Below are 21,164 nucleotides of genomic sequence, written 5' to 3'. Positions count from 1 at the left end.
AAGATTAATTACCCCTCCTTTATCTTTTTTCTATTAAAAATTAAGATGGGTCTTTCCTTTTTCAAGACCACCTCTTCGGTAACCACACATTCTTTTACATCTCCTAAGGAGGGGAGTTCATACATTACGTCTATCATCACCTCTTCTATGATAGCCCTAAGCCCTCTGGCCCCAGTTTTCCTTTTATATGCCTCTTCTGCTACCAACCTCAAGGCTCCCTCGGTAAACTTAAGTTCAACCCCTTCTATCTCAAAAAGTTTTTGATATTGTTTAATAATTGAATTTTTAGGCTCTACTAAGATTTTAACCAAATCATCCACAGAAAGCTCATCCAAAGTAGCAATTACCGGTATCCTACCTACAAACTCAGGGATAAAACCAAACTTGATAAGGTCTTCTGGTTGGACTTGAGAAAGTATCTCTCCTAAAGTTAAATCTTTAACACTTTTTACCTCTGCCCCAAAACCGATAGAACCTTTACCTATCCTTTTTTTAATGATGTCTTCTAAACCTACAAAAGCCCCACCACAGATAAAAAGAATGTTGGTGGTGTCCATTCTGATGTATTCTTGTTGAGGATGCTTTCTACCACCCTTAGGGGGAATGTTAGCCAAAGTACCTTCTAAAATCTTGAGTAAAGCTTGTTGTACCCCTTCTCCTGAAACATCCCTGGTAATAGATGGGCCCTCGCTTTTCTTAGCGATCTTGTCTATCTCGTCTATGTAAACAATCCCTCTTTGAGCCAACTCAAGGTCATAGTTAGCTGCTTGTAAAAGATAAAGTAGAATATTTTCCACATCCTCTCCTACATAACCCGCTTCGGTCAAAGGAGTAGCATCGGCTATCGTAAAAGGTACCCTCAAAAACTTAGCCAATGTTTGAGCCATAAGGGTTTTACCAGAACCAGTAGGCCCTATCAAAAAAATGTTGGTTTTCTGGATTTCTACGTCTTTGAATTTATGTTTAAAGTTTTTCTCATATTCTATTCTTTTATAATGGTTGTAGACAGCCACAGAAAGGATTTTCTTCGCCCTCTCTTGTCCTACTACATACTGGTCTAAATAAGCCTTAATTTCAGATGGCTTGGGAAGTGCGCTGTCTTCTTTAAGGTTTATCCGCTCGTATTCCTCTTCTAAAATTTCATTACACAGCTCTACACATTCATTACAAATATAAGCTGAAGACCCTGCAATCAACTTGCGCACTTCAGACTGTGGTTTCCCACAAAAAGAACACCTTAGTTCCTGGTCTTTTGACCCCATAACTATACCTACCCCGTCCTTTTATTTAAAATATTGTCTATTACTCCATATTCAAGAGCTTCTTGCGGAGACATATAAAAATCTCTTTCTGTATCTTGCTTAATTTTGTCCTTAGGTTGGTTGGTATGCTGGGTTAAAATTTCGTTAAGCATTTCCCTTAATCTAAGGATCTCTTTGGCCTGTATTTCTACATCAGTTGCCTGTCCTTGAAAAGCCCCGATAGGTTGATGAAGCATAATTCTTGAATGTGGAAGGGCATAACGTTTACCTTTAGCTCCTGCTGCCAAAAGCACAGCTGCCATGCTTGCAGCTTGACCTACACAGATAGTACAAACATCCGGCTTTATGTACTGCATAGTATCATAAATTGCGAGCCCTGCGGTAACCAGCCCACCTGGAGAGTTTATGTAAAGCATGATGTCTTTATCAGGGTCCTCTGCCTCTAAAAAAAGAAGTTGAGCTATAACTAAGTTAGCTACCTGTTCGTCTATGGCTGTACCTAAAAAAATAATTCTCTCTTTAAGTAAACGAGAATAAATATCATAAGCTCTTTCCCCTCTCCCTGTCTGTTCCACCACTATGGGGATATAATAACTCATACTTAACTCTCCTTCTCAATCACTTTAGCATTCTCTATCAAAAAGTTTAAGGTTTTTTCTGCTAATTTTTTAGGCAAAATGTTAAAAAAGACGATATTTCTGGCCTCTTCTACGGAAAGTTTCAACCCTTGGGAAATAGCTTCCACTGTTTTGTCTATTTCTTCCTGAGGTATTTCTATGTTTTCTATCTCTGAAATCTTTTCAAGGATTAGCTCTTCCTTAGCCTGTCTCTCTGCTATGGGTTGTAACTTCTCTTTTAATTTTTCCATGGAAATATTTAATGCCTCAAAACTGAAACCATCTCTTTCTAAGCCTTCTTTTATTTGCTCTATCAACTGATAAAGTTTTAATTCTACATACCTTGCAGGAACTTTTATATCCACTTTTTCAAGAATCTTTTCTAACACCCTTTCTTTCACCGCATTTTCGTTTTTTCTCTTTTTTTCCTCTAACAATCTTTTTCTGACTGACTCCTTTAAGGCCTCAACAGTTTCAAAACCTATGTTAAGATTTTTTATAAACTCATCGGTCAGTTCCTGCAACTCTCTTTTATAAATCTCTTTTACCTCTATCTCATATTTTACTTTTTTTCCAGCAAGAAGTGGGTTCAACCCCTCTGCAGGATACTCTACTTCTATACTAAACCTATCTCCTAACTTTTTTCCTACCAAAGCTTCTTCTACTTCTCTGTTAAACTCTCCAGTTCCTACGTCTACAAACAGTGCTTCTGCCTGATGCCCTGGAATAAGCCCATTCTCATCATAGGCTTCAAAGCTTATAACAGCTACATACCTTTCAGCAATAGGTTCTTCATCTTCTATCTTTTTAAGTTGTCCAAAGGAATACCTCAACTCATCTACCAATCTTTCTACCTCTTCCTCCTTTACTTCATCTTTTTCTTTTTCTACCTCTAACCCAAGATAATCTTCTTTTTTCAACTCAAACTCAGGCCTTATTTCCACCAACACAGAATAATTAAACTTTTCTCCTTCCTTAAGTTCTCCTAACTCTTCCACTTTTGGCCTTAAGAGAGGCTCTAGTTTAGCTTCTTTAATAGCTTCATAAAGAGTTTTTTCAATCAACTTATCTATTGCTCTACCCTCTATCTCTTCTTTAAATAGCTTTTTTACTAAATACTCAGGGACCTTACCCTCTCTAAATCCCTTAACCTTAGCCTTTTTCTTTAGTTCATTGGTAACCTCTTTTATGGCTGACTGAACAACCTCTTCTGGCACCTCTACCTTTAAAATTTTTTCCACTTCGCTTAAATTCTCTACTTCTACCCTCATCTTTTTACCCCTTTCTAAGGATTTTTTACTTTTACCTTAACTTAATTTTTCATTTTTACAAGTTTAGATACCTTGACTTGATTAAGTCTAAGGCTTCCTCCTTGTTATGTATCTTTTTTTCTAAAAAAAGCAACTCTATCTCTTGCAAGATCTCTTTAAACATAGGTCCTGGTTTTAATCCTAAACTTATCAAATCTTGGCCGGTAATAAATCTTCTCTTTTGAGACATGCTTTCCATCTCAGCTTTAAGTTCTTTAAGCTCAAAGAAGAAAGCCTTAAGCCTCTCTTCGTAATCTGGTTCTTTATCTGGTCCTTGACTAGCATAAGAATCAGCCATAGCCACCACAAAAAGTTCAAGCCAATATGGCACATCGGTTAAAAGATGTCTTTTGGCCCTTATAGTTAGAGTACCTTTTTCCTTTTCATTTAACAGATGAAAAGGCCTCATATGGTTTTTTATCAACACATAGGTCTTATGAAGTAAATCTTTTTTTAACCGATAATTTTCAAAACTCTCTTTAAAGAGTTCTGCTGAAACCTTTTCATGACCATAAAAAGTTATCCTTTCTTCATTTCTTCCAAACGTAAAAGCCTTACCCAAATCATGAAAAAGGCTTGCCAATTTCACAGGTATTACCACTTCCTCTTTATGAAAATCCTCTGTTTTTTCTAAATCTAAGTAATCCTCAGGATTTTTTAATATCTTTTCAGCCCATTTAAGACTTTCTAAAAGATGGCCCCAAACGTCTAAATGATGAAAACTTGGTTGTGCCACCCCTTTTGTTTTCTCAAAAAACGGAAAAAGCTCTCCCAGGACTCCATCTTCATCCATCAGCTTAAAAGTTTCATAACATTTATCTGAAAGAAGGATATAACTAAGCTCTTGTAAAATTCTCTCTTTTGCGCAAGATAAAAGCTTCTTTCTGTGAAGTTTAAAAATTCTCCTTGTCTCTTCTTCTATTTCCCCTATTCCTTGAGCAAAAAATCGATAACCCCTAAGAATTCTTAGAGGATCTTCGATTACGTTCGCTTCCCCTATGGTCTTTATCTTACCTGCGATAAGATGTGAACATCCATCAAAAGGGTCTACTACCTTTAAACTTTCAGAAAAAAGAGAGCTTACAGGAATGGCCATCGCATTAAAAGTAAAGTCTCTGGCCCTAAGGTCCTCCTCTAAAGTTTTTCCTCTAAAAAGGGTTAAATCTAAGCTATTTTCTCCTTTAGCAACTCTGTAGATACCTAACTCTGGAGCAAGGGAAACCAAATGATATCCAAGATACTCTTTAGCAAAAAGAGCTAAAGCCTCTACGTCTTCTTTTACACATAAATCAAGGTCTAAAATCCTTTTACCTAAAAAGAAATCCCTTACCGCGCCACCTACTATAAAAAAATCGTCTCTGTGAGAAAATTTTCTTAAAAAAGAAAGAAGACGTTCCTTTTCTTTTTCAGGAAAGGCAAGAAGGGTTATAAATTCGGTAATCTTTTCTTGACCTAAGGTTAAAACATTCATAAAAAGACCCCCCCCCGAAGGGGGGAAAAGAAAGATCTATGGTTAAACTTGAATTTCTTGAGCCCCCTCAACCGAGCTATCTTCTTGAGCTGTCTTTTCGACAGTTGATTTTTCTTCTTGAGGTTTTACCCCATACTGTTTTTTCTTCTTTTCTATAAATTCCAACACCTTTTTAAGCCTTTCTCCTTTCTTTTTACCAGATTTAGCAGAAACCTTTTCTTCTACCAACTCCACCAACACCATCATAGAAGCATCGCCTTGTCTTGGGCCAATCTTAATAATTCGGGTATATCCACCTGACCTGTCTAAAAACTTCTCTCTTAAGTCTTTAAAAAGCTTTCTTACCACTTCTTTGTCATTGATAAAACTTAACGCCCTTCTTCTGGCGACAAGGTCACCTTTTTTTGCCAAGGTTATCATCCTCTCTGCAACCCTTCTTAACTCCTTAGCTTTAGCTATGGTAGTAACAACCTTACCATGTTTTAAAAGATCTCTCACCTGATTTCTCATAATCGCCCAATGATGTTCTGTATCTCTACCCAATCTTCTACTAACTTTCCTATGCCTCATCTTCTCCTCTCCTTACTTTCTAATCTTTTGGAGGTTTCCACTTAAGGTCTGTCATGCCAAGCTTTAGGTTAAACCTGTTAAGTTTTTCTACTATTTCGTCTAAAGATTTCTTACCAAAACTTCTAAGCTTTAAAAGTTCAGATTCGGTCTTTTGGACCAACTGGCCTACATAGTTTATGTTAGCAGCCTTCAAACAATTATATGCCCTGCCAGAAAGATCAAGCTCTTCTATAGGAAGATTTAAAACATTCTGGGTAGTACTAACATCTGAAGGGGTTGTCTCTAACCCTATTTTTTCTTCACCTAAAAATACCATAAACTGTTCTACTAAAATCTTAGCAGCCTTAACCAAAGCTTCTTTAGGGTCTATCGTCCCGTCTGTATATATCTCTAACACCAAACTGTCGTAATCACTACTTTTCCCTACACGAGCCTGAGTAACCGTGAAATTTACCTTGGTAATAGGGGAAAACAAACCATCAACCAGAATAACCCCTATTTCATTATTTTTGTTATATTCTGCTGGAGCGTAACCTCTCCCTTTTTCTACCTTAATCTCCATCAACAACTTACCATCTTTGGTTAAAGTAGCTATGTGAACCTCAGGATTTAATATAACCCCCTTATCTTCAACCTGAATATCTCCTGCCTTTACCTCGCCTTCTCCTATTTTTTCAAGCTTAAAATAAAAAGGACCATCTCCTTCGAGTTTAAACCTTACCCCCTTTAAGTTTAAGATGATCTCCGTTACATCCTCAACCACTCCAGGCAAACTGGTAAACTCGTGAGAAGCACCTTCTATCCTTACCTCAGTGACAGAATAACCAGGTATAGAGGAAAGTAGAACCCTTCTTAAGGCGTTCCCCAGGGTAATTCCATATCCTCTTTCTAAAGGCTCTATAACAAACTTCCCATAATAAGGAAACTGACTATCCTTATGAACTCGAATCTCTTCAGGCTTAATAAGCTCTATTTCCTTCTTCATCGGTACTTTTACCTCTTTTAATTTTTATAGTCTTACCACCTTATAAAGCTGAAGTTTACCTAGCATAAAACTCAATTATGTAGCTTTCCTGAATAGGCATGGTAATTTCATCTCGAGTAGGTAACCCTTTAACAACACCTTTAAAACCTTCGGCATCCAACTCAAGCCAAGAAGGGACCCCTCTTCTGATAACTGTCTCTAAACTTTCTAAAACCTGAGGATTGTTTCTATACTTCTCTTTAAGCTCGATCACGTCTCCCGGCTTTACCAGATAAGAGGGAATATCTACATTTCTTCCGTTCACCTTAAAAAATCCGTGATTTACATATTGTCTTGCCTGATTTCTTGAAGATGCAAAACCTAAGCGATAGATTACATTATCCAACCTTCTTTCTAACAACTGAAGAAGATTATGACCTGCCTGACCAGGCATTTTAGTTGCCCTTTCATAATACATCCTCATCTGTTTCTCAGAAATACCATAAATTCTCTTTACTTTTTGTTTTTCCCTTAAACGGATTCCATAGTCTGAAAGTTTTAGCCTCACCTGCTGAGGTCCATGTTGCCCAGGAGGATAACTCCTTCTTTCAAAAGCACATTTATCTGTATAACATCTATCTCCTTTTAAAAAAAGCTTCATCCCTTCTCTTCTACAAAGTCTGCATCTTGCCTCAGTATATCTAGCCACCTTACCTAACCTCCTTAACTTTCTTTTTTATATCCTTAGACCCTTCTTCTCTTAGGTGGACGACACCCATCATGAGGTATGGGAGTAACGTCTTTTATAAGAGTTACTTTAAGCCCAGATCCTTGCAGAGCCCTTAAAGCAGCCTCTCTCCCTGGACCAGGACCCTTTACATATACCCAAACCTCTTTCAAACCATATGATTGAGCCTTTTTTAAGGCTGACTGCATAGCCAATTGAGCAGCAAAAGGTGTCCCCTTTCTTGTTCCCTTAAAACCTTCGGTTCCACCACTGGCCCAAGAAAGAACATTTCCTTGTTTGTCTGTTATTGTAATGATAGTATTGTTGAAAGTAGAATGAATATGGATTATACCTTCTGCCACAGACTTTTTAATTTTTTTCTTTTTAGGTTTAGCCACCTTCTATCCCTCCTTATTTCTTCTTCCTTCTTAAGGAACCTGGTCTGGGACCTTTTCTTGTCCTGGCATTGGACCTTGTCTTTTGTCCCCTTACAGGAAGCCCCATCTTATGCCTCAAACCTCTATAACAACCTATGGCCATAAGCCTCTGAATGTTCTGTCTGACCTCTTTTCTCAGATCTCCTTCTACCACATACTCCTTTTCAATAATCTGCCTCAAACGGTTAATCTCTTCTTCAGAAAGATCCCTTACCTTTCTAAACCAGTCTATCCCGGCTTTGGTACAAGCTTTTTGAGCCAAAGTTCTTCCTACACCATAAATATAAGTAAGTGCAACCTCTACAGGTTTGTTTTCTGGAATGTCAACTCCAGCGATCTTAGGCATAATTTTTCCTCCTAACCTTGCCTTTGTTTATGCTTAGGTATCTCACAAATTACCCTTACCACACCTTTTCTCTTTATGATCTTACACTTTCTACACCTTTTTTTAACCGAAGGACTAACCTTCATAAACACTAACCCCCTTTATAATCTTTTAAACTGCCTCTATAAACTATCCTACCCCTTGTCAAATCATAAGGAGACAACTCTACCACTACTGTATCTCCAGGCAAAATTCTAATGTAATGCATCCTCATCTTCCCAGAAATATGAGCCAAAATTTTATTACCTGTCTCTAACTCAACCCTAAACATTGCATTAGGAAGAGGTTCTATCACCTTTCCTTCTAAAAGGATTACGTCATCTTTTGCCATAACTACACCTTTGATAAAATTTCTGGTCCCTTAGGAGTTATAGCTATTGAATGTTCAAAATGGGCTGCCAAACTTCTATCTTTAGTTACAGCAGTCCAACCATCCAACAAAATCTCTACTCTCGGATCTCCTGCAGAAACCATAGGCTCTATAGCTAAAACCATCCCTACCTCAATCTTTGGCCCCCTTCCTGGTCTACCCCAATTAGGCACCTCTGGAGGCTCATGCAAACTTCTTCCTACTCCATGGCCAACAAATTCTTTTATAACGTTAAACCCATGCCTTTCCACATGGGATTGAATAGCAAAAGAGATGTCCCCTATTTTATTACCAAAATGAGCTTTTTCAATACCCTTATAAAGGGCCTCTTCTGTAACCTTCATCAACCTTTCTGCTTTTTCCGAAACCCTTCCCACACCAACAGTCAAAGCAGCATCCCCTACATAACCTTCATAGACCACACCAAAATCAAAGCTCACCAAATCTCCTTCTTTTAAAACCTTTTCTTTCTTAGGCATACCATGCACTATTTCTTCGTTTATAGATACACAAAGGGCATAGGGATATCCCCTATACCCTTTAAAAGCCGGTTTTACTCCCTTCTTTTCACAAAGGCTTAAAGCTAACTCTTCAAACTCCCAGGCACTAACCCCAGGCTTTACTTCCTCTTTTAGCCTAAGAAGAACCTCCATTACTATAGCATTAGCCTTACGTAAAATCTCTATCTCTGCCTGGGTCTTAAGTATCGCTCTTTTTTTAAGATAAGAATTATACAATTTTATTTCTTTTCTAAAATATTTATAATTTGTTGAGTTATCTCTTCTATACTCTTGCTTCCATCAATCTCAGCTAAAATACCCTTACCTTTATAATACTCAATAAGGGGAGCTGTAGATTCATGGTAAACCTTTAACCTATTTCTTACAGTCTCTTCGTTATCGTCTGCTCTTTGATAAAGCTCTCCTCCACAAGCGTCACATTTACCTTCTACTTTGGGAGGTTTAAATTTTATATGATACATCATTCCACAATTTTTACAAGTTCTTCTGCCGGTAAGCCTAAGGACAAGCTCTTCATCAGGTACTATCAAAGCTAAAGCTACTTCAAGCTTTCTCCCCATTTCTTCTAACATTTTATCTAAGGCTTCAGCTTGAGCAACTGTTCTTGGAAATCCATCTAAAATAAATCCTTTTTGAGCGTCAGGTTGACTAAGACGTTCTTTAACCATCCCAAGGATAACCTCATCAGGAACAAGCTGTCCTTTTTCCATATATTCCTTAGCTTTTAACCCTAACTCTGTACCTTTAGCTACATGTTCTCTCAACATGTCTCCTGTAGAGATCTGAGGAATACCATACTTTTCTACCAAAATCTTAGCCTGAGTTCCCTTCCCCGCTCCTGGTGGTCCTAAGAAAACTATGTTCATACCCCACCCCCTTATTTAATTTTTAGTTTGCTTTGTTTGATAAAACTCTCATACTGCCTGGAAATAAGATGAGCCTCTATCTGTCCCATAATATCTAAAGCTACTCCTACCACGATCAGCAAGGAGGTGCCTCCAAAATAAAAAGGCAGGTTTAGTTTGGTAATAAAAAAACTGGGAATAACACAAATAAAAGCTACATAAAGAGCACCTATAAACGTAATCCTGTTAAGCACCTTGTCTAAAAATTCCTCAGTAGCCTTACCTGGCCTTATCCCTGGGATAAAACCACCCCATTTCTTAAGATTGTCAGCCACCTCTTTAGGATTAAAAACCACTGCAGTATAAAAATAGCAAAAAAAGATAATCAATGCAGCAAAAATAGCCTCATAAAGGATAGCACCAGGCCTTAAAAAGTCACTTGCCTGTTTAAACGCAGAAATAGGAACAAAACTGGCTAATGTAGCAGGAAACATTAAAATCGCTGAAGCAAAAATAGGAGGAATAACCCCTGCGGTGTTTATTTTTAAAGGTAAATAGCTTGTTTGACCACCTACTACCTGTCTTCCTACCTGTCTTCGTGCATAATGGATAGGGATCCTTCTCTGAGACATCTCCATAAAACAAGTAAAAGCCAAAATTCCTATTAACAACACTAAAATTAAAAGAAGATAAAATACTGAAAACTCACCTGTTTGGACGAACTTTATCGTCCTTGAGATAGCTGGGAAGATACCGGCTACAATACCTGAAAATATTATCATAGAAATTCCATTCCCGATCCCATGCTCCGTCATCTGTTCACCTAACCATACCAAAAACATCGTTCCAGCCGTCAAACTAACAGTGGTAACTATCCTAAAAGTCCATCCTGGGTCAGAAACTATAGGAACACCGTTAGGAGCTGTCATTCGTTCCAAACCTATAGCTATACCAAATCCTTGTATCAAACATATAAGAACTGTTAAATACCTGGTATAATAAGCTATCTTTCTTTTTCCTTCTGGGCCTTCTTTATAAAGTTCTTTTATCGTAGGATAAACCACAGTCATAAGTTGCAAGATGATCGAAGCACTGATATAAGGCATCACACCAAGAGCACAAATAGAAAACCTTCTTAAAGCACCTCCAGAAAAAATATCCATAAAACCAAAGATAGTCCCACCTGCCTGTTGAAAAAGACTTAAAAATGCCTCTCCGTCGATACCTGGAGTAGGTATATGGATAGAAAATCTATAAATAGCTAAACCTAAAAAAAGATAGAAAAGTCTTCTTTTTAACTCAGGAATATTAGCTAAACTTAAAAGATTTTCTCTTCCGTTCACTACCGCTTATCTCCAAAAACTATGCCTTAACTATCTCTACCTTGCCGCCTGCCTTCTCAATCTTTTCTTTAGCGGTTTTAGAAATCGCATGCACTTTAACTGTCAAAGCCTTATCTATCTCTCCCTCACCCAAAAGTTTAACCAACTTATTTTTTCCTTTTACCAATCCTTTTAATCGTAAACTCTCTAAATCTACTACTGCATTAGGCTCAAACCTTTCTGCTAGATCTTTTACGTTTACCACTACATACTCTTTTTTGAATACGTTATTAAAACCTCTCTTAGGAACCCTTCTGATTAAAGAAGTCTGACCACCTTCAAACCAAGGATGAATGTCTAAACCTCTACGAGCTTTCTGCCCTTTATGTCCCTTACAAGAGGTCTTACCATGACCAGAACCATGACCTCTTCCCACCCTTTTTTCTCTATGTTTTGAACCAGCAAAGGGTTTTAACTCTTCTAAGTCTATAACCTTATTCATCGACTTCCTCCACCTTAACTAAATGGCTTACTTTTTTTATCATACCCCTTATCATGGGAGTATCTTCTCTCAAAACAGTCTGACCTATCTTTTTTAAACCTAATCCTTTCAAGTTTTCTCTTTGATTAGGTGTCCTCCCATACCTACTTCTAACTAAAGTTATCTTAAGCTTTTTCATACCCTCATCTCCCTCTTTAGGTCTTCAAAGGTTTTTCCTCTTTTCTTAGCCACATAATCTAAACCTTGAAGCTGTGAAAGTGCCCTAAAAGTAGCCTTAACCAAATTATGAGGATTACTACTTCCTATACATTTAGTAACCACATCTGTAATGCCTACTGCATCCATGATAGCACGCACCGTACCACCTGCGATAACTCCTGTACCTGGTTTAGCAGGTTTTAAAAGAATGGTACTTGCCCCAAACTTGGTTGTGATAGAATGGGGTATAGTTCCTCCTATGATAGGCACTTGAATCAAACTTTTCTTGGCTTTTTCTATGGCTTTCCTTATAGCATCAGGCACCTCAGGAGCCTTTCCTAACCCATAGCCTACCCTACCTTTTCCGTCTCCAACTATCACCAAAGCGGAAAACCTAAGTCTTTTACCACCTTTGGTTACCTTAGTAACTCGACTTATTTGTATTATTTTTTCTACAAATTCTTCAGTGCCTCTAACCAAAGCCTTCCCTCCTTTTAGAATTGTAAACCTGCAGCTCTGGCTGCATCAGCAAGGGCTTTAATTCTTCCGTGGTATTTAAAACCACCTCTGTCAAAAACCACCTTGGTAATCCCTTTTTCTAAAGCCTTTTTGGCTATAAGCTCTCCTACCGCTTTAGCTACTTCTATCTTTCCACCCTTAGATCTAAACTCAGCGATTTTTTCCCTTATCTCTGGAGAAAGAGAAGAAGCTGCTACCAAAGTATGTCCTGTAACATCATCTATGATTTGGGCATAAATATGATTTAAACTTTTATATACACTAAGTCTCGGTCTTTCAGGAGTACCAAAGACTTTTTTTCTTACCCTTTTTTTTCTTTTTAACCTTGCCTCAACCTTTTTTTCTCTTTTTCTCAACTCTGCCATGGATTACCTCTCCCTAAAGGTTTTACTTTTTACCAGATTTACCAGCCTTTCTGTAAATAACCTCATCAGCATACCTGATACCTTTTCCTTTATATGGCTCAGGTGGTCTTAACTTTCTAATGTTTGCAGCTACTTGACCTAACAACTCTTTATCTATGCCTTCTAAAGTTAACCTAACCTGTACTTCTCCTGTACCTCTTTCTGCCTTAGCTGTAATACCTTTGGGAAGTTTAAAATTTATCGGATGAGAATATCCCAAACTAAAAACTATCTCGTCTCCCTTTACCTCAGCTTTATATCCTAAACCTACGATATCTAAAGCTCTTTGAAAACCTTGAGTAACCCCTGTTACCATGTTGTTTATCAAAGCCCTGGTTAAACCTTGAAAAGCTTTGGCCTTGTTTTTTAATTTTTTTCTTACCTCATCTTGCTGCACTATAATCGTGTCTCCTTCTACCACTACCTTAACCAATGGAGGAAGCTTTTTTTCAAGCCTCCCTTTAGGTCCTTCAGCTACCATAAAACCGTCTTCTTTTAAATAAAACTTTACTCCATTGGGAATTTTTATTGGTTTTCTTCCTACACGAGAAACTTCTCCCATAACCAGTCACCCCTTTACCAAATTTCACAAATAACTTCACCGCCTACCTTAAGGCGTCTTGCCTGATGATCTGTCATGATACCTTGAGAGGTTGAAACTATAGCAATCCCAAGCCCGTCCAAAACTCTGGGTAAATCTTTATATCCTCTATATATTCTTCTTCCTGGTTTGCTTACCCTCTTTATACCAGAAATAACCGGTCTCTTCAACTCATCATACTTTAAGACGATCTCTATCTTGCCCTGAGGTTTTTCATCATGATAGATAAAATCCTCTATATATCCCTCTTCTTTCAATATTTTCAAGATTGCAAGCTTGATTTTAGAAGACGGGACAACTACCGTTTTTTGCCTGCTCTGAAGAGCATTTTTTATCCTGGTTAGCATATCTGCTATAGGGTCTGTCATCATACCTCTTTTCCTCCTTACCAGCTAGCTTTCCTAACCCCAGGGATTTTAGCCTCTGAAGCCAACTTTCTAAAACACATCCTGCAAAGCCCAAACCTTCTTATATACGCCCTGGCACGTCCACAAACAGAACATCTATTTCTGTGACGAACTTGAAACTTGAGCTTCCTCTTTGCTTTTTCTCTTTGAGCTTTTCTTGGCATATAAAATTACCCCCTAAATGGCATTCCTAACTCTTTTAGTAAAGCATAAGCCTCTTCATCAGTTTTGGCTGTGGTAACGATGGTTATGCTTAAACCTTTAATCTTGTCTACTTTACTGCTGTCAATCTCAGGGAAAATCGTATGGTCGTTTATACCAAAAGTATAATTACCTCTTCCATCAAAACCAGACTTAGAAAGACCTTTGAAATCCTTGGTCCTGGGCAAAGCAATGTTTATAACTCTGGTGAGAAAATCGTACATTCTATCGCCTCTCAGGGTTACCATCACCCCGATAGGCATACCTTTTCTTAACTTAAACCCTGCTATCGATTTCCTCGCCTTACATACCTTGGGCTTTTGCCCAGTAAGTTGAGCTAACTCTACCATAGCCTGGTCTATAATCTTAGGGTTTGCCACCGCCTCGTTTAACCCCATATTAACACTTATTTTCTCTAATTTAGGTACCTGATGTATGTTTTTATAACCAAATCTCTCTCTTAATCTTGCAATCACTTCATTTTTGTAATAATCTTTTAACCAGCTCATGTCTTACTCCTTCACCTCGATGATTTCTCCACATTTTTTACAAAACCTAACCTTGGTTCCATCCTCTAAAAACTTTCGACCTATCTTTACACCCTTTTTACATTTAGGACAATAAACCATCAAGTTAGAAATATGTACAGGTGCTGGTTTTTCAACTATGCCCCCACTGCTGTAAGGAGTAGGCTTCATATGTCTCTTAACTAAATTCACCCCTTCAACCACAGCCCTTCCTTTCCTCGGGAATACCTTTAAAACTTTCCCTATCTTTCCTTTATCCTTACCTGCTATAACAACTACCATATCGTTTTTTCTTACATGTAATTTAACTTCATGAGGTTTAGGTGCTTTTTTATTTATCCCGCGCTTTATCATGGTCAAACTCCTTTTATATAACTTCAGGGGCTAAAGAAATGATTTTCATAAAACCTTTAGCCCTAAGTTCTCTGGCTACAGGTCCAAAAATACGAGTCCCTATCGGCTCTTTATACTGATTGATTAAAACAGCTGCGTTTTCGTCAAACCTTATGTGAGTTCCGTCTGGTCTTGCAACTTCTTTTTTTGTTCTAACAATCACAGCTTTAACTACATCTCCCTCTTTTACTTTTGAATTAGGAATAGCTTCTTTTACTGAAGCAACTATTATATCCCCTACACTTCCATACTTCCTGTGAGAACCACCTAAAACCCTTATACACATTATCTTTTTAGCCCCAGAATTATCAGCTACGTTTAAATAAGTCTGCTGCTGAATCATTCTTATTCACCCCCTTCTAAATCCTCTTTAACCTCTAACACTTTGGCCTTCTCTATGATCTCTCTTACCCTCCATCTTTTTCTACGAGAAAGGGGCCTTGTCTCTTCGATCAAAACCTTATCACCTATCTTACATTCGTTATTTTCATCGTGAGCCATATATTTTTTTCTTCTTTTGATGTATTTTCCGTAAAGAGGATGTTTTACCAAAGTTTCTACCATCACCACTACAGTCTTATCCATCTTATCACTAACTACTGTCCCTATAAAACTTTTTTTTCCACTCATATCCATCCTCACCCTATCGTATGTTAAGTTCTTTTTCTCTTATAACTGTCAAAACTTTAGCAATATCTCTTTTAACCTGCCTAATTCTCATAGGGTTTTCAAGTTTGTAAATAGTTTTCTGAAACCTGAGATTAAAAAGCTCTTCTCTTAAACTTGCCAACTTTTCTTTTAACTCAGGGATGGACAACTCCCTCAAATCACGGGCCTTCATTAAAATTCCTCCCTACTAACTATTTTACATTTAAAAGGCATCTTACTGGCAGCCATTCTTAAAGCTTCTTTAGCCACCTCTTCGGGAACACCTGCAATCTCATAGATAACCTTACCTGGCTTAACTACAGCTACCCACTCTTCCACAGCTCCTTTACCCTTTCCCATACGGGTTTCTGCAGGTTTTTTGGTAATCGGTTTGTCTGGAAAAACCCTGATCCAAACCTTAGCTCCCTTTTTTGCTACCCTGACTATAGCTACACGGCCTGCCTCTATCTGTCTTGCAGTCAACCAACCACCTTCAAGAACCTTTAACCCATATTCTCCAAACTCAACCGTATGCCCACTGGTGGCTTTTCCTCTAACCCTTCCTTTTTGTTGCTTCCTGTATTTAGTTTTTTTAGGTTGGAGCAACATGTCTTCTCACCCCTATATTTTTTTTAGATAACTAACCTTTCCTGCCCTTCTTTTTCAGGTAAAACTTCTCCTTTAAAAATCCAAACCTTTACCCCTATACTTCCATATTTAGTTACTGCGGTAGCAAAACCGTAGTCTATGTCAGCCCTTAAAGTAGAAAGAGGAACTCTTCCAACCCTATACCATTCACTCCTCGCTATTTCAGCACCTCCAAGTCTTCCAGAACACTGAACCTTAACCCCTTGAGCCCCAAAACGCATCACCAAAGAAACAGCTCTTTTCATCGCCCTTCTAAAAGAAACCCTTCTTTCTATTTGGGTAGCTATGTTTTCTGCTACTAACTGGGCCTCAAGCTCTGGTCTCCTAACCTCGTTCACCAAAACTTCAAACTCTCTTTCCTTGATCAACTTACCTAACTCATTTTTTATCTTTTCTATCTCAGCGCCTTTCTTACCTATCACTATTCCTGGACGAGCCGAATAGATAATCACCCTAACCTTGTTAGCTGCCCTCTCTATATCAATCTTAGATATCCCAGCATGAAAGTATTTCTCTTTCAAAAATTTTCTTATCAAATAATCCTCATATACGTATTTAGGAAATTCTGAAGGTTTAGCAACCCAACGAGAATCCCAAGTTCTGGTAATACCGATTCTCAACCCAATAGGATTAACTTTCTGCCCCAAGGCTTACCTCCTCTTTTTACTTTTTTCTTCTTTTTCTTCTACCACCACCGTAATATGGCTCATCCTTCTTAAGATCCTACTTGCCCTCCCCCATGCCCTTGGCCAAATCCTTTTAAGACGAGGACCTTCATTTACGTAGGCCTCTGCCACATAAAGTTTATCCACATCCATACCGTAGTTGTTTTCTGCATTAGCTATAGCACTCTCCAAAACTTTCTTAACAATTCTTGCTGCTTTTTTGGGGGTAAAGGCTAAAATGTTTAGAGCCTCATCTATCTTTTTTCCTCTTATTAAATCTACTACCAACCTTGCCTTATAAGGAGAAATCAAAACATATTTCGCAGTAGCTCGAGCCTTCATATCCTATCTCCTTTTTATTTCTTCTTTACTCCTTTTACTTTTCCCTTATCTGCAGGATGTCCTTTATAGGTTCTGGTAGGAGCAAACTCACCCAACTTATGTCCAACCATGTTTTCCGTTACATAAACCGGTATAAACTTATGTCCATTATGAACCGCAAAGGTCAACCCTACCATTTCAGGAACGATAGTAGACCTTCTACTCCAAGTCTTTATAGGTTTTTTATCTCCTGTTTCTCTTGCTGCCAAAACCTTTTTTAATAAATGGTCGTCCACAAAAGGACCTTTTTTCTTAGACCTTGGCATTTTTAAAGCACCTCCTAACTAATTAACCCTTTCTTCTAAGTATAAACTTATCAGATGCCTTTTTCTTACGGGTCTTACGACCTTTACATAACCATCCCCAAGGAGAACAAGGATGTCTTCCACCATGAGACCTTCCTTCTCCACCACCAAGAGGATGATCTACAGGATTCATGGCTATACCACGTACATGAGGCTTTCTACCAAGCCATCTCAACCTTCCTGCCTTACCAAGCATCACGTTTTCCCATTCAAGATTCCCTACTTGACCGATGGTAGCCTTGCAATTCCCATGGACTTTTCTTATCTCACCAGAGGGCAACCTTAAAATCACATAATCACCTTCTTTTCCAAGAACTTGAGCAAAAGATCCAGCACTTCTAGCTAATTGCCCGCCTTTTTTAGGCCTAAGTTCTACATTATGCACCATAGTACCTACAGGAATGTTTTTAAGAAATAAAGCATTCCCTACCTTAATCTCTACACTATCTCCAGACATCACCACATCACCTACTTTAAGACCCACAGGTGCTATGATATATCTCTTTTCTCCGTCTGCATACTGCAACAAAGCTATATTAGCAGACCTATTAGGATCATACTCTAAAGCAACCACCTTAGCTGGTACATTATCCTTATCCCTTTTAAAATCTATGATACGATAAAGCCTTTTATGCCCTCCTCCTCTAAACCTTATGGTAACCCTTCCATAATTGTTTCTCCCACCTGACTTCTTTAAAGGCTCAACTAAAGATTTTTCTGGCTCTTTTTTGGTAAGTTCTGGGTTAACCAAATAGGTTTGAAACCTTCTACCAGGAGAGGTAGGCTTACACTTCTTTATAGGCATCTCTTATCACCTCTTATATGGTTTCAAAAAATTCTATCGTCTGCCCAGGCTGAAGCCTGACTATGGCCTTTTTTCTTAACGATGTTTTTCCAGGATTTCTGTATCCACCCTTAGGTTTTCCTTTTACCCTTATCGTTTGCACGTCTACTACCTTTACATCAAACAGTTTTTCTACTGCCTGCTTGATTTCTATCTTATTAGCCGCTGGGTCTACCCAAAAAGAAACCTGATTATTTTTTTCCTTTAAAAGCATAGACTTTTCGTTAATGATAGGAGCTAAGATAACCTTTCTTGGGTCTTTCATCTTCTATCTCCTTAAACGTTCCTCTATTTTTTCTAAGGCTTCCTTAGAAACTATTAAGTTTTCGTGATTTAAGATATCATAAACGTTTAATCCTTCAACAGCCAATACCTTAACTTTAGGAAGATTAGAAGCACTTTTTTCTAAAGTTAAATTTCTTTCAGGAACTATGATAAGCGCCTCATTGATCCCTAACGTCTCTAAATAAGACTTAAGAAGCTTGGTTTTGGGTTGTTCAGCCACAGGGAAACCTTCTGCTACAAAGATTTTATTTGTCAAAGCCCTTGAAGAAAGAGCCATTTTTAACCCTAATCTTCTAACCTTTTTATTTAATTTAAATTCATAACTTCTTGGCTTAGGACCATGGACTACACCACCACCAACCCATTGAGGAGCTCTGATAGAACCTTGACGTGCCCTTCCGGTATGTTTTTGAGGCCAAGGTTTCCTTCCTCCTCCTCTTACCTCTCCCCTTGTCTTGGTACAAGCTGTGCCAGCCCTCCATCTCGCCATTTGCCATCTAACTATCTCATGCAAAATACCTTCCTTAGGATAGACACCATAAATATCAAGAGGCAGATCCATCTCTCCTATTATCTTAGCACTGGCGTCGATTACTTTAGCTTTTATAGCCTCCATCTCTTAACTCCCCTTTATTTAAAATAAACCATTACATATCCATTGTTCCATCCAGGAACACCACCCTTTACTAAAAGGAGGTTTTTTTCAGGGTCTATATCAACTACGGTAAGGTTTTTTATCGTAACTCTTTCAACTCCATAATGACCTGCCATCTTTGTCCCTTTAATTACCCTTCCTGGGAAAGTGTTAGCACCACTTGAACCTCTTTTACGATGAACCTTTTTGGCACCATGACTCATGGGTTGACGTTGAAAATTCCATCTCTTTATCGTTCCGGTAAAACCTCTTCCCTTAGTAATCCCAACCAAATCTACCTTTATACCCTTCTCCAAACCCAAATCAGACAAGGTTAAAACCTGCCCAGGCATAAACTCTTGGGGATTTTCAACTTTAAATTCCTTCAAAAGATAAAAACCTGTATCTAAACCAGCTTTCAAAAAATGTCCTATCATAGGCAAGGTAAACTTAGTTAATTTTTTAGGGTCAAACCCTAACTGGACTGCGTTATAACCATCCTTCTCTTCTGTTTTAACCTGAACTACTGCGCAAGGCCCCACCTGAATTACCGTCACAGGCACCACATTACCGTCGGCATCAAAAACTCTTGTCATTCCTAATTTTTTGCCTATCAAGCCTTCAACCTTCATGGCTAACACTCCCCTTACACCTTTATTTCAACTTCCACACCAGCAGGTAACTCCAACTGCATCAACGCATCGATGGTTTGCTGTGTGGGCTCTAAAATCTCGATAAGCCTTTTATGTATTCTCATCTCAAACTGTTCTCGAGAATTTTTATCGATGTGTGGAGACCTCAACACAGTCCATCTACTTATTTTAGTAGGTAACGGTATAGGACCTACCACTTTAGCCCCTGTCTCCTTGGCTGTAGATACTATGTTAGCCACAGACTTATCCAAAACTCTGTAATCAAAACTTTTTAATTTTATTCTTATCTTCTGTGTGGGTATCATCTTCTAAACCTCACACTCCCTTATTCTATTATTTTAGTTACTACGCCAGCACCAACTGTCCTTCCACCTTCTCTAATCGCAAACCTCAAACCCTCTTCCAACGCAACAGGCTTGATCAACTCAACCTCTAACTCCACATTGTCACCTGGCATCACCATCTCAACCCCATCTGGTAACTTAACCACTCCTGTCACATCCGTTGTCCTAAAATAAAACTGTGGCCTGTACCCGTTAAAAAACGGTGTATGCCTTCCTCCCTCCTCCTTCTTCAACACATACACCTCTGCCTTAAACTTTGTATAAGGCTTAATACTACCAGGCTTTGCCAACACCTGTCCCCTCTCTACCTCATCCTTCCCTATACCCCTCAACAACACCCCTACGTTGTCACCAGGTAATGCCTCGTCCAATATCTTCCTAAACATCTCCAAACTCGTTGCCACCGTCTTCACCGTAGGCCTAAGCCCTACTATCTCAATCTCCTCCCCAGGCTTAAGCACTCCCCTCTCTACCTTCCCTGTTACCACCGTTCCCCTTCCAGATATGCTAAATACGTCCTCAACTGGCATCAAAAACGGCTTGTCTATATCCCTAACAGGCTCAGGTATATAATCATCCATCGCCTTGATCAACTCCCATATCCTACCACACCACTCACATTCCTCCTTACCACATCCACACTCAAGAGCCTTCAACGCACTACCCCTAATCACCGGCACATCATCCCCTGGAAATCCATACTTGCTAAGCAACTCCCTAACCTCTAACTCCACCAAATCCAATAACTCTGGATCATCTACCATGTCCACCTTGTTCATAAACACCACTATCGCAGGTACGTTAACCTGCCTCGCAAGCAACACATGCTCCCTCGTCTGTGGCATAGGACCATCTGTTGCCGCAACCACCAATATAGATCCATCCATCTGCGCCGCACCAGTTATCATGTTCTTTATGTAGTCAGCATGCCCAGGACAGTCTATATGTGCATAGTGCCTCCTGTCACTCTCATACTCAACATGGGCAAGCTGAATCGTTATCCCCCTTGCCTTCTCCTCAGGTGCCTTGTCTATGTTGTCAAATGGAATCCACTGCGCATAACCCTTCGTAGACAATACCCTCGTCATCGCACTGGTTAATGTGGTCTTACCATGGTCTATGTGCCCAATCGTCCCCACGTTTAAATGCGGCTTCTTCCTCTCAAACTTTTGCTTGGCCATCTTCCCTTCCTCCTATCCTAAAA

36 protein-coding genes are annotated in these 21,164 nt (G+C 38.8%); all 36 read right to left on the bottom strand.

Translation table 11 applies throughout. From position 1 onward, the window contains the following. Positions 1-8: 8 nt before the first annotated feature. The 36 genes from clpX to tuf are packed head-to-tail and all read right to left on the bottom strand — an operon-like array spanning position 9 to position 21,141. A complete protein-coding gene (clpX, locus tag H529_RS0107535; protein WP_022855913.1) occupies positions 9-1,262 on the bottom strand; it encodes an ATP-dependent Clp protease ATP-binding subunit ClpX in 1,254 nt (417 codons plus the stop codon). A gap of 8 nt (positions 1,263-1,270) precedes the next feature. Further along, on the bottom strand, positions 1,271-1,861 hold the full coding sequence (gene clpP / locus H529_RS0107530) for an ATP-dependent Clp endopeptidase proteolytic subunit ClpP (RefSeq protein ID WP_022855912.1): 591 nt from the start codon (positions 1,859-1,861) through the stop codon (positions 1,271-1,273). 2 nt (positions 1,862-1,863) lie between these two features. Continuing rightward, complete coding sequence (gene tig, locus H529_RS0107525; RefSeq protein WP_022855911.1) at positions 1,864-3,150, bottom strand: trigger factor; 1,287 nt, start codon at positions 3,148-3,150, stop codon at positions 1,864-1,866. A gap of 55 nt (positions 3,151-3,205) precedes the next feature. Further along, a complete protein-coding gene (locus tag H529_RS0107520) occupies positions 3,206-4,660 on the bottom strand; it encodes a tRNA nucleotidyltransferase/poly(A) polymerase-related protein (protein WP_022855910.1) in 1,455 nt (484 codons plus the stop codon). Between the two features lie 42 nt (positions 4,661-4,702). Further along, positions 4,703-5,230 carry a 50S ribosomal protein L17 gene (rplQ, locus tag H529_RS10575; protein ID WP_022855909.1) on the bottom strand — a complete coding sequence of 176 codons (528 nt, stop codon included), beginning with the start codon at positions 5,228-5,230 and terminating at the stop codon, positions 4,703-4,705. Positions 5,231-5,249: 19 nt separating this feature from the next. Beyond that, positions 5,250-6,215, bottom strand: a complete 966-nt coding sequence (locus H529_RS0107510) for a DNA-directed RNA polymerase subunit alpha (RefSeq protein WP_022855908.1) — start codon at positions 6,213-6,215, stop codon at positions 5,250-5,252. Positions 6,216-6,270: 55 nt separating this feature from the next. After that, the gene (rpsD, locus tag H529_RS0107505) at positions 6,271-6,903 is read right to left on the bottom strand and encodes a 30S ribosomal protein S4 (RefSeq protein WP_022855907.1); all 633 of its coding nucleotides are present in this window, start codon (positions 6,901-6,903) and stop codon (positions 6,271-6,273) included. A 35-nt stretch (positions 6,904-6,938) separates the two neighbouring features. Next, entirely contained in the window at positions 6,939-7,319 is a 381-nt protein-coding gene (gene rpsK, locus H529_RS0107500; protein ID WP_022855906.1) for a 30S ribosomal protein S11, read from the bottom strand. Between the two features lie 13 nt (positions 7,320-7,332). Next, on the bottom strand, positions 7,333-7,704 hold the full coding sequence (rpsM, locus tag H529_RS0107495; RefSeq protein ID WP_022855905.1) for a 30S ribosomal protein S13: 372 nt from the start codon (positions 7,702-7,704) through the stop codon (positions 7,333-7,335). Positions 7,705-7,715: 11 nt separating this feature from the next. Further along, the gene (gene rpmJ / locus H529_RS0107490) at positions 7,716-7,829 is read right to left on the bottom strand and encodes a 50S ribosomal protein L36 (protein WP_022855904.1); all 114 of its coding nucleotides are present in this window, start codon (positions 7,827-7,829) and stop codon (positions 7,716-7,718) included. 5 nt (positions 7,830-7,834) lie between these two features. Continuing rightward, positions 7,835-8,074, bottom strand: coding sequence for a translation initiation factor IF-1 (gene infA / locus H529_RS0107485; protein ID WP_022855903.1), 240 nt, complete (start codon positions 8,072-8,074; stop codon positions 7,835-7,837). A gap of 2 nt (positions 8,075-8,076) precedes the next feature. Next, on the bottom strand, positions 8,077-8,850 hold the full coding sequence (gene map / locus H529_RS0107480; RefSeq protein ID WP_022855902.1) for a type I methionyl aminopeptidase: 774 nt from the start codon (positions 8,848-8,850) through the stop codon (positions 8,077-8,079). Between the two features lie 2 nt (positions 8,851-8,852). Then, positions 8,853-9,500, bottom strand: coding sequence for an adenylate kinase (locus H529_RS0107475; protein ID WP_022855901.1), 648 nt, complete (start codon positions 9,498-9,500; stop codon positions 8,853-8,855). An 11-nt stretch (positions 9,501-9,511) separates the two neighbouring features. Beyond that, positions 9,512-10,822, bottom strand: coding sequence for a preprotein translocase subunit SecY (secY, locus tag H529_RS0107470; RefSeq protein WP_022855900.1), 1,311 nt, complete (start codon positions 10,820-10,822; stop codon positions 9,512-9,514). Between the two features lie 19 nt (positions 10,823-10,841). Further along, positions 10,842-11,291: a 50S ribosomal protein L15 gene (rplO, locus tag H529_RS0107465; RefSeq protein WP_028843124.1), complete on the bottom strand. Its 450-nt coding sequence runs from the start codon at positions 11,289-11,291 to the stop codon at positions 10,842-10,844. Positions 11,292-11,295: 4 nt separating this feature from the next. Beyond that, positions 11,296-11,481 (bottom strand): 50S ribosomal protein L30, encoded by a 186-nt coding sequence (gene rpmD / locus H529_RS0107460; RefSeq protein ID WP_022855898.1) that lies wholly within the window; start codon positions 11,479-11,481, stop codon positions 11,296-11,298. Continuing rightward, complete coding sequence (rpsE, locus tag H529_RS0107455) at positions 11,478-11,981, bottom strand: 30S ribosomal protein S5 (RefSeq protein WP_022855897.1); 504 nt, start codon at positions 11,979-11,981, stop codon at positions 11,478-11,480. Before rpsE ends, rpmD begins: the two co-directional genes overlap by 4 nt. Before the next feature lie 14 nt (positions 11,982-11,995). Next, positions 11,996-12,376, bottom strand: coding sequence for a 50S ribosomal protein L18 (rplR, locus tag H529_RS0107450; protein WP_028843123.1), 381 nt, complete (start codon positions 12,374-12,376; stop codon positions 11,996-11,998). A gap of 31 nt (positions 12,377-12,407) precedes the next feature. Further along, positions 12,408-12,986 (bottom strand): 50S ribosomal protein L6, encoded by a 579-nt coding sequence (gene rplF, locus H529_RS0107445; protein ID WP_022855895.1) that lies wholly within the window; start codon positions 12,984-12,986, stop codon positions 12,408-12,410. 14 nt (positions 12,987-13,000) lie between these two features. Further along, positions 13,001-13,396 carry a 30S ribosomal protein S8 gene (gene rpsH, locus H529_RS0107440; RefSeq protein WP_028841354.1) on the bottom strand — a complete coding sequence of 132 codons (396 nt, stop codon included), beginning with the start codon at positions 13,394-13,396 and terminating at the stop codon, positions 13,001-13,003. 14 nt (positions 13,397-13,410) lie between these two features. After that, complete coding sequence (locus H529_RS0107435) at positions 13,411-13,596, bottom strand: type Z 30S ribosomal protein S14 (protein ID WP_022855893.1); 186 nt, start codon at positions 13,594-13,596, stop codon at positions 13,411-13,413. A gap of 6 nt (positions 13,597-13,602) precedes the next feature. Further along, positions 13,603-14,142, bottom strand: a complete 540-nt coding sequence (rplE, locus tag H529_RS0107430) for a 50S ribosomal protein L5 (RefSeq protein ID WP_022855892.1) — start codon at positions 14,140-14,142, stop codon at positions 13,603-13,605. Between the two features lie 3 nt (positions 14,143-14,145). Next, the gene (gene rplX, locus H529_RS0107425) at positions 14,146-14,514 is read right to left on the bottom strand and encodes a 50S ribosomal protein L24 (RefSeq protein WP_022855891.1); all 369 of its coding nucleotides are present in this window, start codon (positions 14,512-14,514) and stop codon (positions 14,146-14,148) included. Positions 14,515-14,527: 13 nt separating this feature from the next. Beyond that, positions 14,528-14,896, bottom strand: coding sequence for a 50S ribosomal protein L14 (gene rplN / locus H529_RS0107420; protein WP_022855890.1), 369 nt, complete (start codon positions 14,894-14,896; stop codon positions 14,528-14,530). A gap of 2 nt (positions 14,897-14,898) precedes the next feature. Then, entirely contained in the window at positions 14,899-15,183 is a 285-nt protein-coding gene (gene rpsQ / locus H529_RS0107415; protein WP_022855889.1) for a 30S ribosomal protein S17, read from the bottom strand. 13 nt (positions 15,184-15,196) lie between these two features. After that, positions 15,197-15,394, bottom strand: coding sequence for a 50S ribosomal protein L29 (gene rpmC, locus H529_RS0107410; protein ID WP_022855888.1), 198 nt, complete (start codon positions 15,392-15,394; stop codon positions 15,197-15,199). Continuing rightward, on the bottom strand, positions 15,394-15,807 hold the full coding sequence (gene rplP, locus H529_RS0107405) for a 50S ribosomal protein L16 (protein WP_028843122.1): 414 nt from the start codon (positions 15,805-15,807) through the stop codon (positions 15,394-15,396). The genes rpmC and rplP overlap by 1 nt, the downstream gene beginning before the upstream one ends. Before the next feature lie 26 nt (positions 15,808-15,833). Further along, complete coding sequence (rpsC, locus tag H529_RS0107400; RefSeq protein WP_022855886.1) at positions 15,834-16,496, bottom strand: 30S ribosomal protein S3; 663 nt, start codon at positions 16,494-16,496, stop codon at positions 15,834-15,836. Between the two features lie 3 nt (positions 16,497-16,499). Continuing rightward, the gene (gene rplV / locus H529_RS0107395) at positions 16,500-16,856 is read right to left on the bottom strand and encodes a 50S ribosomal protein L22 (protein WP_022855885.1); all 357 of its coding nucleotides are present in this window, start codon (positions 16,854-16,856) and stop codon (positions 16,500-16,502) included. 14 nt (positions 16,857-16,870) lie between these two features. After that, positions 16,871-17,161, bottom strand: coding sequence for a 30S ribosomal protein S19 (rpsS, locus tag H529_RS0107390; RefSeq protein WP_022855884.1), 291 nt, complete (start codon positions 17,159-17,161; stop codon positions 16,871-16,873). A gap of 22 nt (positions 17,162-17,183) precedes the next feature. After that, entirely contained in the window at positions 17,184-18,005 is an 822-nt protein-coding gene (rplB, locus tag H529_RS0107385) for a 50S ribosomal protein L2 (RefSeq protein ID WP_022855883.1), read from the bottom strand. Positions 18,006-18,018: 13 nt separating this feature from the next. Then, positions 18,019-18,309 (bottom strand): 50S ribosomal protein L23, encoded by a 291-nt coding sequence (gene rplW, locus H529_RS0107380; RefSeq protein WP_022855882.1) that lies wholly within the window; start codon positions 18,307-18,309, stop codon positions 18,019-18,021. A 3-nt stretch (positions 18,310-18,312) separates the two neighbouring features. Beyond that, a complete protein-coding gene (rplD, locus tag H529_RS0107375) occupies positions 18,313-18,945 on the bottom strand; it encodes a 50S ribosomal protein L4 (protein ID WP_022855881.1) in 633 nt (210 codons plus the stop codon). A 14-nt stretch (positions 18,946-18,959) separates the two neighbouring features. After that, entirely contained in the window at positions 18,960-19,595 is a 636-nt protein-coding gene (gene rplC, locus H529_RS0107370; RefSeq protein WP_022855880.1) for a 50S ribosomal protein L3, read from the bottom strand. Positions 19,596-19,609: 14 nt separating this feature from the next. Next, positions 19,610-19,918, bottom strand: coding sequence for a 30S ribosomal protein S10 (gene rpsJ / locus H529_RS0107365; protein ID WP_028841344.1), 309 nt, complete (start codon positions 19,916-19,918; stop codon positions 19,610-19,612). A gap of 23 nt (positions 19,919-19,941) precedes the next feature. Beyond that, positions 19,942-21,141 (bottom strand): elongation factor Tu, encoded by a 1,200-nt coding sequence (gene tuf / locus H529_RS0107360; RefSeq protein WP_022855495.1) that lies wholly within the window; start codon positions 21,139-21,141, stop codon positions 19,942-19,944. Positions 21,142-21,164 lie beyond the last annotated feature (23 nt).

Origin of the sequence: Thermodesulfobacterium thermophilum DSM 1276, from assembly GCF_000421605.1 — a bacterium.
Classification (GTDB): Bacteria; Desulfobacterota; Thermodesulfobacteria; order Thermodesulfobacteriales; family Thermodesulfobacteriaceae; genus Thermodesulfobacterium; species Thermodesulfobacterium thermophilum.
This window is presented reverse-complemented; position numbering and strand designations above follow the sequence as displayed.